This window comes from Lactiplantibacillus sp. 30.2.29, assembly GCF_018991255.1.
Classification (GTDB): domain Bacteria; phylum Bacillota; class Bacilli; order Lactobacillales; family Lactobacillaceae; genus Lactiplantibacillus; species Lactiplantibacillus pentosus.
In genome coordinates this window covers 171,131-186,675 of sequence record NZ_JAGYGU010000001.1, presented here as the reverse complement: position 1 = coordinate 186,675, position 15,545 = coordinate 171,131, and the positions used below count along the sequence as shown (strand labels likewise).

At 48.9% G+C, this 15,545-nt stretch carries 12 protein-coding genes; 1 reads left to right on the top strand and 11 read right to left on the bottom strand.

Annotated elements, in window-relative coordinates; translation table 11 throughout:
* Positions 1-22 precede the first annotated feature (22 nt).
* The 9 genes from hslU to KGF65_RS00755 form a co-directional block, all read right to left on the bottom strand.
* A complete protein-coding gene (hslU, locus tag KGF65_RS00795; protein ID WP_101873446.1) occupies positions 23-1,441 on the bottom strand; it encodes an ATP-dependent protease ATPase subunit HslU in 1,419 nt (472 codons plus the stop codon).
* Positions 1,442-1,456: 15 nt separating this feature from the next.
* Positions 1,457-1,999 (bottom strand): HslVU peptidase proteolytic subunit, encoded by a 543-nt coding sequence (hslV, locus tag KGF65_RS00790; protein ID WP_003638820.1) that lies wholly within the window; start codon positions 1,997-1,999, stop codon positions 1,457-1,459.
* Positions 1,983-2,927 (bottom strand): tyrosine recombinase XerC, encoded by a 945-nt coding sequence (gene xerC / locus KGF65_RS00785; protein WP_050338611.1) that lies wholly within the window; start codon positions 2,925-2,927, stop codon positions 1,983-1,985. The genes hslV and xerC overlap by 17 nt, the downstream gene beginning before the upstream one ends.
* Positions 2,928-3,014: 87 nt before the next feature.
* Positions 3,015-4,340 carry an FADH(2)-oxidizing methylenetetrahydrofolate--tRNA-(uracil(54)-C(5))-methyltransferase TrmFO gene (gene trmFO / locus KGF65_RS00780; protein ID WP_101873445.1) on the bottom strand — a complete coding sequence of 442 codons (1,326 nt, stop codon included), beginning with the start codon at positions 4,338-4,340 and terminating at the stop codon, positions 3,015-3,017.
* A 277-nt stretch (positions 4,341-4,617) separates the two neighbouring features.
* Positions 4,618-6,765, bottom strand: coding sequence for a type I DNA topoisomerase (topA, locus tag KGF65_RS00775; protein ID WP_050338609.1), 2,148 nt, complete (start codon positions 6,763-6,765; stop codon positions 4,618-4,620).
* An 88-nt stretch (positions 6,766-6,853) separates the two neighbouring features.
* Entirely contained in the window at positions 6,854-7,720 is an 867-nt protein-coding gene (gene dprA, locus KGF65_RS00770; protein ID WP_101873444.1) for a DNA-processing protein DprA, read from the bottom strand.
* Between the two features lie 76 nt (positions 7,721-7,796).
* Positions 7,797-8,564, bottom strand: a complete 768-nt coding sequence (locus KGF65_RS00765) for a ribonuclease HII (RefSeq protein WP_050338607.1) — start codon at positions 8,562-8,564, stop codon at positions 7,797-7,799.
* Positions 8,557-9,411: a ribosome biogenesis GTPase YlqF gene (gene ylqF, locus KGF65_RS00760; RefSeq protein ID WP_216747997.1), complete on the bottom strand. Its 855-nt coding sequence runs from the start codon at positions 9,409-9,411 to the stop codon at positions 8,557-8,559. The genes KGF65_RS00765 and ylqF overlap by 8 nt, the downstream gene beginning before the upstream one ends.
* Positions 9,412-9,791: 380 nt before the next feature.
* Positions 9,792-10,940: a cobalamin-independent methionine synthase II family protein gene (locus KGF65_RS00755; protein WP_088771242.1), complete on the bottom strand. Its 1,149-nt coding sequence runs from the start codon at positions 10,938-10,940 to the stop codon at positions 9,792-9,794.
* 184 nt (positions 10,941-11,124) lie between these two features.
* On the opposite strand from KGF65_RS00755, the gene KGF65_RS00750 reads away from it, so the two are divergent.
* A complete protein-coding gene (locus tag KGF65_RS00750) occupies positions 11,125-12,051 on the top strand; it encodes a LysR family transcriptional regulator (RefSeq protein ID WP_050338604.1) in 927 nt (308 codons plus the stop codon).
* Between the two features lie 177 nt (positions 12,052-12,228).
* Here the strand turns inward: KGF65_RS00750 and KGF65_RS00745 are convergent, their stop codons facing one another.
* Both KGF65_RS00745 and KGF65_RS00740 read right to left on the bottom strand, forming a co-directional pair.
* The gene (locus tag KGF65_RS00745; protein ID WP_101873441.1) at positions 12,229-13,704 is read right to left on the bottom strand and encodes an MFS transporter; all 1,476 of its coding nucleotides are present in this window, start codon (positions 13,702-13,704) and stop codon (positions 12,229-12,231) included.
* Between the two features lie 337 nt (positions 13,705-14,041).
* Positions 14,042-15,520, bottom strand: a complete 1,479-nt coding sequence (locus KGF65_RS00740) for a S41 family peptidase (protein ID WP_101873440.1) — start codon at positions 15,518-15,520, stop codon at positions 14,042-14,044.
* Positions 15,521-15,545: the final 25 nt, after the last annotated feature.

Here is a 15,545-nt window from a genome sequence, read left to right as displayed (position 1 = left end):
GTCAACGCCCCCTTTGATTATATTATAAGATATAGCGACTAAGGTCCTTATCCTGTGCAATATTGCCGATACGCTCGTTAACGTAATTTTCCGTGATCGTCACTTCACCCATTTCCATATCTGGGCCTTCGTACAGCAATTCTTCAAGCAATTTTTCAAGAATGGTATGCAAACGCCGCGCACCGATATTTTGCGTCTCATGGTTGACCTTGTAGGCGATCGAGGCAATGGCTTCAATCGCTTCGATCGTGAAGGTCACCTTGATATTGTCTGTACCGATCAAGGCAATATATTGTTTGATCAACGCGTTCTTCGGTTCCGTTAAAATCTTAACGAAGTCTGCTTGGTTCAAGTCGTCAAGTTCGACCCGAATTGGAAAACGACCCTGTAATTCAGCAATCAGATCACTAGGCTTACTTTCGGCAAAGGCACCAGAAGCAATAAACAGGATGTGATCAGTGTTGATTGGTCCGTATTTGGTTGAGATTTGAGAACCTTCAACGATTGGTAAGATATCGCGTTGAACGCCTTCACGTGAAACTTCACCAGAACCCTGTTGGCCGCCCTTGGTAATCTTATCAATTTCATCAATAAAAATAATCCCAGTATTTTCGGCACGGACAATCGCGTCGTGATAAATATCCGCATTATTGACTAATTTTTCAGATTCTTCACGCACTAAGATCTCACGAGCTTCTGCAACTGGCATTGTCCGCTTGATGCGCTTCTTCGGCATTAAGGCACCTAAGCTATCTCCCAAGTCGATGCCCATTTGGCCCAACATGTTATTGCTACCAGCAGCAGCCTGTTGTGGATCGTCCATTTCAATCGTGACTTCGGATTGTTCTAAGCGACCGCTCTTGAGCTGATCAGCCACGGATAAGCGTTGGTTACGAACATCATCCGTCACTTCTTCGTTCGATGATTCGTTCATGTCCGGTGTTTGGCCATTCTGCATCTGGGTAAACATGTTCATCATGTTTTGGAATTCATTGCCGTTTTGCTTGGCCTGTTTCTTTTGTGCGGGCACTAACAGCTTAACGAGGCGCTTATCCGCAGCTTGGACCGCCTTGGCCCGAACGCCGGAATAAGCTTGTTGCTTTTCCATTTCAATTGCGACGTCAACGAGGTCACGCACCATCGATTCCACGTCACGACCAACATAGCCGACTTCAGTAAACTTGGTCGCTTCGACCTTGACGAAAGGCGCGTGCACGATTTTAGCTAACCGCCGCGCAATTTCCGTTTTACCGACCCCGGTTGGTCCAATCATCAGCATGTTCTTAGGTGTGATCTCTTCTTGCATTTCAGCAGACAGTTCCATCCGCCGATAACGGTTGCGCAAAGCGATGGCAACGGCTTTCTTAGCTTGGCCTTGACCAATCACGTAGTTGTCCAGCGCAGCGACGATTTGTTTGGGTGTCTTATTGATTTCTTCCATGAGTTTCCTCCCACCTTACAAAGTTTCTGAAATAACGTTATGGTTCGTAAAGATATCGATGTCACCAGCGATGTGGATCGCTGCTTCAGCAACTTCTTTTGCGCTCATGTCCTTGGCATGCAACTGCATTGCCCGCGCCGCTGCTAAGGCAAAGTTACCACCAGAACCGATGGCCAGCACGTCGTTATCCGGCGTAATGACTTCACCGCTCCCTGAAACCAGTAGCATGTCGTCTTTGTTCATAACAATCAACAAAGCTTCCAATTTTTGGAGGGCTTGGTCGCTACGCCATTCCTGTGCTAATTCAACGGCAGCCCGTTGTAAGTTACCAGAAAATTCGTTGAGTTTCTTTTCAAAACGATCTTCGAGGTTAAAAGCATCCGCGACACTGCCCGCAAAGCCAACGACAACTTGGTCATTGTAAATACGACGGACCTTGTGCGCCGTCCCCTTCATGACGACTTTTTCACCCATCGTCACTTGGCCATCACCAGCCATAGCATTATGGCCGTTTTGACGAACGGCACAGATCGTTGTTGCTTCAAATTTCGTTGTCATGTTCAGTCTCCTTTGTCGATTCCCGCGTGGCTCGTGGGAAAAATTGACGATAATCTTGTTGTAAGTGTTCCTTAGTCACGTGCGCGTATATTTGCGTCGTCGACAAGCTCGTATGCCCCAATAGTTCTTGTACGGTCCGGAGATCCGCCCCATTGTTGAGCATCTGGGTCGCAAACGTATGCCGCAACATATGCGGATGAATATCCGCCGTCAAACTGCTCTTTTTCACGATTTGATTGAGCACGTATTCGATGCCACCGCCCGTGATCGGGCCCCCATGCCGGTTGATAAACACGGTCTGATGGGTCTGACCATACTTTTCCATCACGGGTTGCCGACAAACGGTCTGATAGTGTTGCAGGGCGGCGGCAGCGTAACGGCCAAATGGCACGTAGCGCTCCTTGTCGCCCTTCCCACGAATCAGCATCATTTTGAGGTCATAGTCGATGTCGCTTAATTGCAGATCGACGCATTCACTCAGCCGGATACCAGTCCCGTACAAGACTTCAAGCAAAGCGGCATTACGAGCGCCCATGATACTGTCATCCGCATAGACGGTTTTGAAGAGCACGTCCAATTCTTTTTGATAAAAGAACCGGGGTAAGCGCGCGGCGTGTTTTTTTAGTTGCACGTAGACAAACGGATTCAATTGCGCTAAATCGTTCTTAACTAAAAAGTTATAGAACGACCGTAAGCTTGACACTTTACGAGCAATCGAGTTCCGCGTCAAATGCCGGTCATATAGATGACTCAAATAAACATTGACATCCAACCGGTCAACTTCAGTATACGCTTTCGCGCCGCCGTTTGCCGTTAAGAAATCATTAAAAGCTTGAATATCTTCCCGGTAAGCTGCGGCGGTCTCTTCTGAATATTGCCGTTCGACCCGCACGTATTTCAAAAAAAGGGCCAAATAATCTGTCTCCATACAAAAACCTCCATACGTTGCTACTTTAGCAAAGTATGGAGGAAAACACAATTATGCGCCCTGATAATTAGGTGCAAATATTAATGATTAGTTATTAACGGTCAAGGTTTCGTCTTTGAACGTTGCCAAATCAGCTAACGCGCGTTCTGAAATCGCCGTGTTGCGCTCACGCTTGTCGCGAATCCGTTGACTTAATTTCGGCATGATGCCAAAGTTAGCGTTCATCGGCTGGAAATTATTCGCATTGGTGTGCGTAATGTAATGGGCCATTGCCCCCATCATCGTATCAGTTGGGAAAACTAGGGGTTCCAGTCCGAGGGCTAAACGAGCCGCGTTGGTCCCGGCGATGATCCCACTTGCCGCACTTTCAATGTAACCTTCCACACCAGTCATTTGCCCCGCAAAGAACAGATTAGCCCGTTGTTGTGTCTGGTACGTTGGTAACAACAGTTTCGGTGACTTCATGAAGGTATTGCGATGCATGACACCATAGCGGACAAATTCGACGTTTTCCAGGCCTGGGATCAACGAGAAGACCCGTTTTTGTTCGCCCCATTTTAAATGCGTCTGGAAACCCACGATGTTGTACAGGGCCCCTGTCGCATCGTCTTGGCGTAATTGAACGACAGCGAACGGCTGCTTCCCGGTCTTTGGGTCTTCCAACCCCACCGGCTTAAGCGGTCCGAACAGCATCGTCTGACGACCGCGTTGAGCCATGACTTCGATTGGCATGCAGCCTTCGAAGACATCCGAATTTTCAAAGTCATGGGCTTCTGCCATTTCCGCATGGATCAAAGCGTCGTAGAAGACATTGAATTCTTCTTCCGTCATTGGGCAGTTCAAGTAAGCCGCTTCGCCACGGTCATAACGTGACTTCAGATAAACCTTATCCATATCGATCGAATCTTTAGTCAAAATTGGCGCAGCCGCATCAAAGAAGTGCAGGTCGTCTTCGTCATTGAAGGCTTGGATCGACTTCGCTAGTGAGGCCGCCGTCAATGGCCCGGTCGCCACCACGGTGATGCCATCTGGTAAACTGGTGATTTCTTCATTAATTATTTCGACGTTTGGTAACGCGGTAATCGCTTCAGTAATCTCAGCTGAGAACGTGTCGCGGTCGACGGCCAACGCGCCCCCGGCTGGAACGGCGTGGTGTTCAGCCGCTTGCATGACGATTGAATCCATTTGCCGCATTTCAGCTTTCAAAAGTCCCGCCGCATTAGCGAGTTGGTTCGCACGTAATGAGTTAGTGCAGACTAACTCCGCGAATTGTGCCGTGTGGTGTGCGGGAGTCATTTTGCTTGGGCGCATTTCGTATAAACGAACGTTGACGCCCATATTGGCGATGTGCCAAGCGGCCTCCGAACCTGCTAGTCCGGCGCCGATAACGTTTACTGTTGGTGTTGATGCCATCCAGAATTCCTCTTTTCTTAGTGATCATACCGTTGATAGTATTGAAGTCATCATACCTGAGAAGCTAGCTGAATACAAGCAATCACGCTGGCTGGTCATAAACGTTGCGAGCGATTCAATTCACTAAAAGTCGAACTTTAATTGTTCGTGGCAAGTGTTTTACCGAGAAAACACCTGCTATTTTCGTGATATTGCAAACAATAATCATCATTAAACACAAATCGTTCATATTCAGCTCGCAAAAAAAGATCATCCGCAGATGACCTTTTCAAAATCCTTACTTTTGTACATTTTCTTTGTAATCGCCATTTGGACACAAGACTTGTTTGCCACCCTTGACCTTCTTTTCGACCAAGTAGTGACCATCCTTTGGACAATCGCGACCAACTGGTTTGTCCCACGAGACAAAGTCACAGTCTGGGAAGCGTGAGCAACCGTAGAAAATCCGGTTCTTCTTCGACTTCCGTTCGATGACTTGACCCTGCTTACATTGCGGACAAACGACCCCGATTTCCTTGACGATTGGCTTCGTATTGCGACAATCCGGGAAGCGTGAGCAAGCAAAGAACTTGCCGTAACGGCCCATCTTAACGACCATTGGGGCGCCACAAATATCACAATTGAAGCCGGCCAATTCGTCTTTGATCTGGATCTTTTCCATACTTTCTTCGGCCGTCGCAACTTCTTTAGAGAACGGCTTATAGAAACTATCCACGACTTTGACCCAGTTCTCCTTGCCTTCTTCCGTGGCATCCAACTGTTCTTCTAAACTGGCGGTAAAACCGACGTTAACGACATCTGGGAAGTATTCCTGAATGATGTCATTGACGATTTCACCCAGCTCAGTTGGGACGAATCGCCGGGCTTCTAACTTCACGTAGTAGCGGCGTTGAATCGTATCCAGCGTTGGGGCGTAGGTTGATGGCCGACCAACACCGTTTTCTTCCAACGCTTTGATCAGGTTGGCTTCAGAATAACGTGCCGGTGGCTGAGTAAAGTGTTGTTGGGGGTCAGTCTTGGATAACTTGACCACGTCGCCTTCATTCAAATCAGGTAAGACGTTGTTCTTTTCAGTCTTATCATAGATCTTCGTGAACCCCGCGAACTTAGTCTTGGACCCATTAGCACGGAACTGGACGTCATTTTGGTCGATCGTAACCGCCATCGTGTCGAGCACTTCTGGCGTCATCTGACTAGCCACAAACCGCGACCAAATCAATTGGTATAAGCGGAATTGGTCCTTAGTCAAATAGTCCTTGATGCTAGCCGGGGTCCGGAAGACGGAAGATGGCCGAATCGCTTCATGGGCATCTTGCGCGCCTTCTGGCAACTTGCCTTTGACTGGCTTGGTGGCCGCATATTCAGCGCCGTATTCCTTATGCAGGAACTGGGAAGCTTCGTGTTTGGCAATCGAAGAGATCCGCGTCGAGTCAGTCCGCATGTAAGTGATCAGCCCAACGCTGCCTTCCTTACCACCAACGTTGATACCTTCATACAATTGCTGTGCCGCCATCATTGTCTTTCGGGTTCGGAAGTTCAACTTACGGTTCGCATCTTGTTGCATGGTTGAGGTCGTAAATGGCGGGGCTGGGAACCGTTTGCGTTCCTTCTTAACGACCTTCACGACATTGAAGTCACCTTGACGGTCAAGTTGGCCCAGAATCTTCTGAACAGCGTCGTTATCGTCTAAGGCTTGCTTCTTACCGTGAGTGCCATAAAAACTGGCCATAAACTTGGAACGGCCTTTCTGGAACTCACTGTCGATCGTCCAGTATTCTTGTGGCTTGAATGCTTTGATTTCATTTTCACGTTGAATAATCAAGTCTAAGGCAATCGACTGGACCCGGCCCGCCGATAAGCCCTTTTTGACTTTTTTCCACAACAATGGACTGATTGAATACCCGACTAGCCGGTCTAAAATTCGCCGGGCTTGTTGCGCATCCACCAGGTCCATATCGATCGAACGTGGTTCTTTGAACGCATTTTTGACCGTATCCTTGGTAATTTCATTGAACACGACGCGGTTCTTGTCCTTAGGGTCCAAGCCCAATAAATAGGACAAGTGCCAGGCAATCGCTTCTCCTTCACGGTCCGGGTCAGATGCGAGGTAGACGGCTTTAGCTTTTTTGGCCTCTTTCCGTAAACTCTTGATCACATCGCCCTTACCACGAATCGAAATATAGTGCGGTTCGTATTCATTATCAACGTCGACGCCCATCTTGCTCTTCGGTAAATCCCGAATATGGCCCAGACTAGCAACGACCTTATAAGAACGGCCTAAATACTTTTCAATCGTTTTTGCTTTGGAAGGTGATTCCACAATCACTAATTTTTTAGCGGGAGTTTTGCTTTTCCGCTTAGTAGCGGTCTTAGTTGCGGTTTTCCGCTTTGCCGCCGGTTTGGCTTTCGTTGTACTTGCAGCCACTCGATCAGCTCCTTACAGGTTTCGTTATCATTATTATAAATATCACTTTAAGAAATCCCTGTAATCATATTTCAAAAAAAACAGCTTGTCAAATTTTTGGTAAAAACTCTTCTATTATATGTCGCGAATTTAAGACTGGTTTGGCTCCCGCGACGATCAATTCATTGCAGCCAACCGAGTACGGCGCGTCGATTGGTCCAGGTACTGCGAGCACGTTACGATTGTTCTGTAACGCTAAGTTGGCAGTAATCAGACTACCCGAGTGGGCCTGGGCTTCCACCACAATCAGCGTTTGGCACAAACCGGCGATAATACGGTTACGCGCGACAAAGTGGTATGGTTCCGGACCAACGCCTAAGGGGTACTCGCTGACTACTAAACCGACGTTAGCGATTTGTTGTTGCAATTCCGAGTGTTGACGGGGGTAACTAATATCTAGTCCTGTCCCGATGACTGCAATCGTTGGCAAGTGAAATTGTAAGGCGGCTCGGTGGGCTAACCCATCCGCCCCCTTGGCTAAACCGCTCACGATCGTCACCGGGTCTGTCGCTAATGGTGCTAATAAGCGCTTGACCGCCCGTTCAGCATAGCTCGTTGCTTGCCGGGCCCCGACCACCGCTAACTGGCGACTGGCTAATAACTCCCGGTGACCACGCAAAAATAACACGAGTGGTGGTTGGTAGCCTTCCAGTAAGGCGGATGGATAATCGGCATCCAAAATCGTCAAAATATCGACCTGGGCGTGCCGTTTTAAGCGGTGCTGAAAGTCAGCCGCTTGCCAATCCGCGATAAACCGGGACCGGCGACTAGCCGTTAGCTGGGCAATCTGACTGAGCTGTTGTGGGTCGGTCACCACCGTTTGCCGTCGTCGACAAGCCTGGAGCACTCGCACCATCCCAGCATAACCGATGCCGTGAGCCAGTTGAAGCCGAATTAATAAACTACGTAGTTGCATGTTTGCCACTCCTCTGAGTCAGTCCGAACCGTTAATTGCATGAACGGCGGACTGCTGATACAGAGTAGTTACGTCTTTAATGACGGCTGGCGTTTTGAACGGGCGAAAAAGATTGGCGATGAATCGGCGTCGCCCCGTATGTCGTTAGCCCAGCGAGGTGTTTAGCCGTCCCATAACCCATATTATCCGCGAAATCATAGCCGGGATAGACTTGGTCATACATCACCATCAAATGGTCCCGGACGACCTTGGCCACGATGCTAGCCGCAGAGATGCTGGCACTCTTGGCATCACCCTTGATCAAGCGGGTCTGTTCGATGGGAACTGGCACTTGCATCGCATCCACCAATAGGCGCGTTGGACGGACAGTCAGATTATTGACCGCTTGGGCCATCGCAACCCGGGTAGCTTCATAAATATTGAGCCGGTCGATCGTTGGGGCATCCGCGACACCAATCCCCACCGCCACGGCTTCTTCTAAGATTTTGGGCATCAATTCCGCCCGTTTTTTAGCCGTCAATTGCTTGGAATCATTGACTTCAATTAAATCGAACTGGTTATCCAACACGACTGCCGCAGTCACGACCGGTCCGGCTAATGGCCCCCGACCGACTTCATCGATGCCAGCGACGTATTGCCCACCGCGTGCCCAAAAATCACGTTCGAGTTGCATGTGGTGATTGAACCGGGTCACTAACGCTGCGTGTTTTTCAGCTTGGCGAAGATAGCGTTGATAAGCCTGTTGAACCCCTTTACGACTGTCAGCTTGCGCGGCCGTTAACACGTCTTCATCCGGATGGTCGGCTAGCAAACGCTTAAATTCCGCAATCGTTCGTTCAGGCATCCGGCTGATCCCCCGTTAAGTCCAAGGTAAAACGACCGAGATGCCCCTTGCGAATATCCAGTAGAAAGGCGACGCAGAACCGTTCCCAATCATCACGCATACCGGCATTTTTGGTCATCGCAATCAAGAGCTCTGGATTGGGTAGCGCCAATTGGTCAGCCGTCAAATGATACCGATCGACGAGCCGATCAGCGTAGTGCTGTTTGAAGAAGTCTAAGGCAAACAGGGCGACGTCATCATTAGGATAAATATTTTCTTTGATGGCGCCCGTAACCGCTAGTTTCGTACCGACAACTTGGTCTTCAAATTTTGGCCACAAAATACCGGGCGTATCGAGTAATTCAAGCTTTTTAGAGGCCTTGAGCCACTGTTGACCCTTCGTCACCCCGGGACGGTCCCCGACCTTGGCGATCTTCTTGTTGACGATGTGGTTTAATAAGGTCGACTTACCCACGTTCGGAATCCCGACACAGACTGCACGAATCGGGCGATTAGTGATACCCCGTGCGGCGATCTTGGCTAGTTTATCCGCCAACATGTCGGTGGCGGCCTGCGTCATTTGTTTACCAATCGTGCGACTACGCGAATCAACAGCGATTGCGACTTGGCCTTGCGCTTCATAATACTTGACCCAATCGGCCGTCGCTTGCGGATCCGCCAAGTCCTTCTTGGTCATGATCAATAAGTGTGGTTTTTGTTGAATCGTTTTTTCAATTTCTGGATTACGTGAGGCCACTGGAATACGGGCATCCACCAATTCAAAGACGATGTCTACTAAGTGTAAATTGTCTTGAATTTGGTGAATCGCCTTAGCCATATGACCGGGATACCATTGAATGTTTGCCATTGCGTTCACTCCTATAATTATATTGTGTGATAGTTAGCCTAATTGAAACTAGCTGGCGCGCTGCGTCAAATCCGGTTTGATTTCAGCACTCACCAAGCATCTACTCAGCCTGACCTGACAGCCGACTAGTCTGACTAAACCAGGGGGCATACTCCGAGCCACCAATGGTCATGCAATCAACTCATGCGTTCATCGGTGGCAGCAAGCTTTATTTTACCATGTTTACCGACTGCGTGCTGTGTATTCTGTGTTGGCGTGTCCTAAACGCAAACGAGACATGCACGTTCCTTTTCAGGGCACGTACATGTCTCGTTTGATTACTAACTTAATATTTGGGTTAGTTGAAGATTCAAAACCATCCCGATGATTTAAAGGTCTAATTAATCCCAGAACTTCGCCGCAATCTGTTGTCCCTGGTCGATCTTGGCCCACTGCTGGGCTTCGGTCAATTCGTTACCTGAATCGCAGGAGGCGAAACCACACTGGTGCGATAAGTAGAGCCGGTCTTTATCTAAAATCTGGCTGGCCTGCGTCAAGAGTCGCAAGGCCCGGTCTTCGTCATCTAAAGTGTTGGTCTTACTTGATAGTAGTCCCAAGACAACTTCAACGTTGGGCCGGTCTTCTAGTACCTTCAGCGCCGAAATGTCACCGGCACGGTCGTCATCCCATTCGAGGAAGAAGCGGTCGTAATGTTGATCATGTAAGAATTTCTTGGCAATCGTGTTGTAACTACCTTCCGCAAAATGGCGACTTTCGTAATTACCACGACAATTATGGGTCCAGACCTTTAACCCCAGTTGATGTCCGAAATCAACCAATTCATTATTGGTATTGACCGCCACATCCGCCAATTCCTGGAGGCTACCATTACCGGCGCCGAAGGGATTCTGTTGATTATCACTGGCAAACACTTCCCACAAGCAGTCATCAAATTGAATGATTTGGCCACCCGCAGCCTGATAATCCGTTAGAAATTCCTTGTAGGCCTTGACTAAGCCATCGTGCAACTCATCCACGGTCTTGTAGACTTGGTCCGGACCATACAGCTTGTCGATGTATCCGAATTCCACGAAGGCGTGCGCTGGGCTCCAGATGGTTAGTTTGACATCATTATCATCCGCCTGTGCCTTCAGTTGCTTGTAAATATCAATAAAATGATGATGTTTGCCAGAGAGTGGCGCCGTGATCTCAATGCCGATATCCTTACGCGTTTCAAAATCACTACCGTCATGGTCACGGAAATTGTAACCCTCATCCGCGATAAAACGGCGAATTCCGCTAAAGCCCCAGACAAAGTCCAGATGCCACATTGATTTGGTATATTCCCCGTCAGTCAGCACATCGATCCCATGGGCCTTTTCAGTTGCGATTACTTTTTTGACGGCCGCCGCTTCAGCCGCTTGGTAACCTGGAAAAGCATCATAAAATGGATATTGAATGTCATCCCGATGTTCGATTTGATTCTTGTAACTCAGTAAGCTGGCTGGCCGTAACAGTGAACCGACCAATTGAAAATGTGTTTTTGTCATAAATTGACAGCCTCCGTCTTTGATTTGATGAGTTTATTATAACAATCAGATTAGAAAACAGATAAGACGGATTGCTTAGATGATATAATAGGCATTACCTATAACGTCACGCAAGCGAAACGCTGAAATCAGCACCGCGTTACGCCCACATTTTCGTCATCATCTTCAAGGAGGTTACCCTGACATGCGAATCCAACAATTAAAATACTTAGAAAAGATTGCGGCCACTGGCTCGATCAACGAGGCTGCCAAACAGTTATTTATCAGTCAGCCGTCACTCTCGCAAGCGATGAAGGAACTGGAACGGGAATATCAAGTCCAGTTGTTTTATCGTAGCAAGACCGGAATCACGTTAACGGATGCTGGCCGCGAATTTATCAACTATTCGCGCAGCGTACTCGACCAAGTCAACCTGCTCAATGAGCATTTTGGTCAGGGGACCGTTCGCAAGCGAATCTTCAGTGTGTCTGCCCAGCACTATGCCTTCGTCGTTCACGCCTTTGTCCAACTAGTCAAAGAAATTGGTGGCGATACTTACCAGTTCACCCTGCGCGAAACGGAAACCGAAAACGTGCTCAATGACGTCCAGACGCTGAAGAGCGAACTCGGCGTCATTTACCTCAATCAATTCAACCGGACCGTCCTGAGCCGCCTGATTGCCGAAAAAGACCTACAGTTCGTCCCACTCTTTGAAGCACACCCGCACGTCTTTGTGGGGCGCGACAACCCGCTGACGCGCAAAAAGACGTTGACGCTGGCCGACCTTCAAGATTACCCCTATCTCTCTTATGAGCAGGGCGACACCAGCTCATTTTATTTCTCAGAAGAAATTCTCAGCACCTTGCCGCACAAAAAGCACATCCGCATCAGTGACCGCGCCACGATTTTTAATCTGATGGTCGGCTTAAACGGCTACACCATCAGTTCTGGAATCATTAGTAGCGAACTCAATGACGAAAAAATCGTCGCCATTCCGCTCAAAGTCGACGATGCCATGACGCTGGGCTATCTGCGGCATAAAAAAATCGAATTGAGTGCGACGGCCCAACGCTACTTGGCACTGCTGAAGCAGCATATTCGGGGGTATGGGTTCGACGTTTTTGATGATTAGATGCCAATTTTTAGCCTCGGGGCAACGCAAATGGGGACTTAATGCAGCAGGCTACCGCGAATTTACCACGGATTATAAAAGGACCTCCCACCTGGAAGGTCCTTTTATGGTCTAGCATCGTTTCATCGAAACACACGACTAGTCACGACATAATTCGCTGCGCGTTATTCAGGTATATCACGCTTCTGCCTGCCGCCGTGCTTCTCGCCGTTGCGCCCACAGATTCAGGACTAAGGCGGCAATCATCAGCCCAAACGCTAGAATCATGATATTCTGTAGTCCGGTATGCAGAATCTGGCGCATCATCGGGACGAGGCTAGCGGGCAACCGTCCGGCGCGACTCGCATCACTGAGCTGATTCATCATCGCCATGGTGATTTTGCCATCGGAACGGGCCACACCACTAGCTAAGGCTTGGTTCATGATTAAACCAAAGATGGCCGTCGTAAAGGTCTGGCTCAGCATTCGAATTAAATAGCTAAAAGAGGTCGCAACTGGAATATCGCGCTGATCCGCATCAACTTGCACTTTAACTTGTAGCTCATTAAAGCAAGCCCCGTTGCCCCAACCTTCGAAAAAGCCAGCCAAAAGCAAGACCCAGTATGGTAATTTGACACCACCAAGCATCAATGGGACGAAGGTCAGCGTTAAAATAATAATATTAATCGTCAAGACCTGATGCGGGGTCAAACGCCGCCGCATCCGCGGTACCGACTCACTGCCGCCAAAATTGGCAAAGGCGCTCGGAATCTGCGTGGCACCCCCAATTAATGCCGACGTTCCAAGCAAGCCCTGCGCCCACATAGGACTATAGGTCAAAAAGGCCACGAACGCACCCCAAATGAGCACGAATAAGACGAAGTCGACCACTAAGGGGCTGTTTTTAAACAGTCGGCCAGGAATGACCGGATCGACTGCTCGCCGCTCAACAATTGTTAAACTGCCAAGTATGACCAGCGCCGCCACGATGACGATTGCCACGATCCAGAGTGAGACCATCCCAATCAATTCGATACCACCAAGCAGGCTAATGATGCCGACTGCCATCAACAACGCACCGGCGCGATCCATCGGCTGCAAGTTATGTTGCCGTTTAGGTTCCTGATAGAAGATCTGCAACAGCACGGCCGATAAGATTCCAATCGGCACGTTTAGATAAAAGATCCAGTGCCAAGACCAAACATCGACGATCACCCCGCCGACCATTGGCCCAATGATCGTTGCCATGCTAAAGCAAGCTGAGACCAAGCCCAGTGCCCGCATCCGTTCGCGCGGATCCTTAAAAATATCCGCGTACATAATATATGGTAGTGAGATCATCCCACCGTTACCCAGCCCGGCGATACCACGGGCAATAATCAAGAACCAGATATTAGGTGCGAGACCTTGTAACAACGAGCCAACGATAAACAGGCTAGTCGTCATCTGGTAGGCCCGTTTATTCCCTAACCGCTCGCCCAACTTCGACCAAATCAAAGTGGAGACAGCCGTTCCGAGCAAGAAAACGGCCACGATCCAGGCCATCAGCCGCAACCCGTGTAAGTCCGCGATAATGGCGGGTAACGCCGTATTCACGTTAGTACTATCGATTCCGGCCATCACGTTTGAGAGTAAGAGGGCCCCTTGAACAAAATAAATGGCGCGTCGATTCACAAAAAGACTTCTTTCTATGCCGTCACCACCGTAACCGCTGTGGTGACCTGTAATTTCCCGCAAAAAACAGGCGGTATCCGAAAATACGCGCCTGCAAATTAACGTACGCTTTCTAGTATACCGCTTGACCCCCATCCCCTGGCAAGCCCCAAACGGTCTTTTTACGAACAGAATTTGAATTGCTTGCTGCTCGTAGTCTTAAAAACGATTCACTGCGCTGAGCTTAGCAGTAAATCCGATCATGAAGTCCATTGCTCACCAATAAATGAAGCGCACGTGTCCAAACACACAGCTAAATAAAAACCAAGCCCGGAAAAGCCCAAGCTTGGTTTCTAAATTAATTCGTTTTTTCGATCAACTTCATGGCCGCATCATAGGCGCGGTCGTTGTCGCTGATTTTATTTGCTAATTCAGTTTCAATCTTCGTCAACGTCTGCTTGTCAACTTTACCAGTGGCACTCAACTTTGCGTGCTTCTGATATTGTTTGACAGCTGCCGTGGTGGAATCACCGAAGTAACCGTTGACCGTTCCCTTGAAGTAACCTAACGCTTGCAAGTACTTCTGGAACGTCTTGACGTTACTGTTGACCTTATCTGCTTGCAAGTCACTCACTTTACTGATGACCGTCAAACTAGCGTAACTTGGTTCATCCGCTTTAACATCCGGCGTCAAGCCCTTCTTGTTGATCCACGTGCCATTCGGCGTGAGCCACTTGGCAACGGTAATCTTCATTTCGGTCTTATCGCTAAAGGTCGTGACTGTTTGGACCGTCCCCTTACCGTAGGACTGTGAACCGACTAATTTAACACCCGCAGACTGGTGCAAGGCGGCCGAGAAAATTTCTGCAGCCGAGGCACTCCCACCGTCGATCAAAACGGTCGTTGGTTTGGTCTCCTTAAAGCCACCGTCATACTTCTTAGAAGCGGTGTACTTCTCAGTTGAACCGTCCCGTGCTTCGACTTGCATGATAGTCTTCCCGTTCTTCAGGAAGATCGAGGCCATCTTGAGCGCTGCCGTCATCAAACCACCGGGGTTCCCACGCATATCGATAACTAACTTCTTGGCACCCTTCTTATCGAGAGCCTTCAATGCGGTCTTGAATTCTTTGGCCGTATTGGTCGAGAAGGTCGAGACGGTAATGTAACCGATCTTCTTGCTACCGCCGACGAGTTTATAGTCAACGGTCGTCACCGGAATCTTGGCCCGCTTCAGGCTCACTGTGAAGGTCTGTCCGCTGCGTTCAATCGTCAATTTAACGGTCGTGCCGACTTTACCGCGCATCATATTGACCGCTTGTGTCAATGTCTTGCCAGAAACAGACTTACCATTGACCGCCTTGATGATATCCTTAGGCTTTAAACCGGCCTTCTTGGCAGGGGTACCGGCAATTGGCGAGATAATTTGAACATAATTGCCGGACTTTTGAACCTGAGCCCCAATCCCAGAAAATGAACTATCGATGGTGTCGTTCAGGCTCTCGGTCTCACTCTTATCCATGTACTCGGAGAATTTATCTCCTAAAGAATTGACCATCCCGTTGATGGCACCATTCGCCAACTTGTTGGCATTGACCGGTTTATAATAATTTTGATTGATGGTCTCGTAGACCGATTCAATCTTTTTCATTGCCTTACTAGTCTGTTGCATACTGCTGAGTTGGGCATTAACTTGCCGACCAATCAACCAGTACGTTCCGCCAACCCCGATCCCGAGCGCAACGACGACGGAAATAATGTAAGTCCATAAGCCGACGCGTCGTTTGGGCCGCGGTGTTTTTTTCAAATGCGGATTGGTTTGTTTGGGTTCCTCTGACATAACCGAACGTCCTCTTTCCTACGAA

What these genes read in the sequence shown, in the direction of transcription:
- trmFO (WP_101873445.1), bottom strand. Translation starts at nt 4,340, where the DNA reads ATGGCATCAACACCAACAGTAAACGTTATCGGCGCCGGACTAGCAGGT.
- hslU (WP_101873446.1), bottom strand. Translation starts at nt 1,441, where the DNA reads ATGGAAGAAATCAATAAGACACCCAAACAAATCGTCGCTGCGCTGGAC.
- KGF65_RS00740 (WP_101873440.1), bottom strand. Translation starts at nt 15,520, where the DNA reads ATGTCAGAGGAACCCAAACAAACCAATCCGCATTTGAAAAAAACACCG.
- xerC (WP_050338611.1), bottom strand. Translation starts at nt 2,927, where the DNA reads ATGGAGACAGATTATTTGGCCCTTTTTTTGAAATACGTGCGGGTCGAA.
- hslV (WP_003638820.1), bottom strand. Translation starts at nt 1,999, where the DNA reads ATGACAACGAAATTTGAAGCAACAACGATCTGTGCCGTTCGTCAAAAC.
- KGF65_RS00755 (WP_088771242.1), bottom strand. Translation starts at nt 10,940, where the DNA reads ATGACAAAAACACATTTTCAATTGGTCGGTTCACTGTTACGGCCAGCC.
- KGF65_RS00765 (WP_050338607.1), bottom strand. Translation starts at nt 8,564, where the DNA reads ATGCCTGAACGAACGATTGCGGAATTTAAGCGTTTGCTAGCCGACCAT.
- dprA (WP_101873444.1), bottom strand. Translation starts at nt 7,720, where the DNA reads ATGCAACTACGTAGTTTATTAATTCGGCTTCAACTGGCTCACGGCATC.
- ylqF (WP_216747997.1), bottom strand. Translation starts at nt 9,411, where the DNA reads ATGGCAAACATTCAATGGTATCCCGGTCATATGGCTAAGGCGATTCAC.
- KGF65_RS00750 (WP_050338604.1), top strand. Translation starts at nt 11,125, where the DNA reads ATGCGAATCCAACAATTAAAATACTTAGAAAAGATTGCGGCCACTGGC.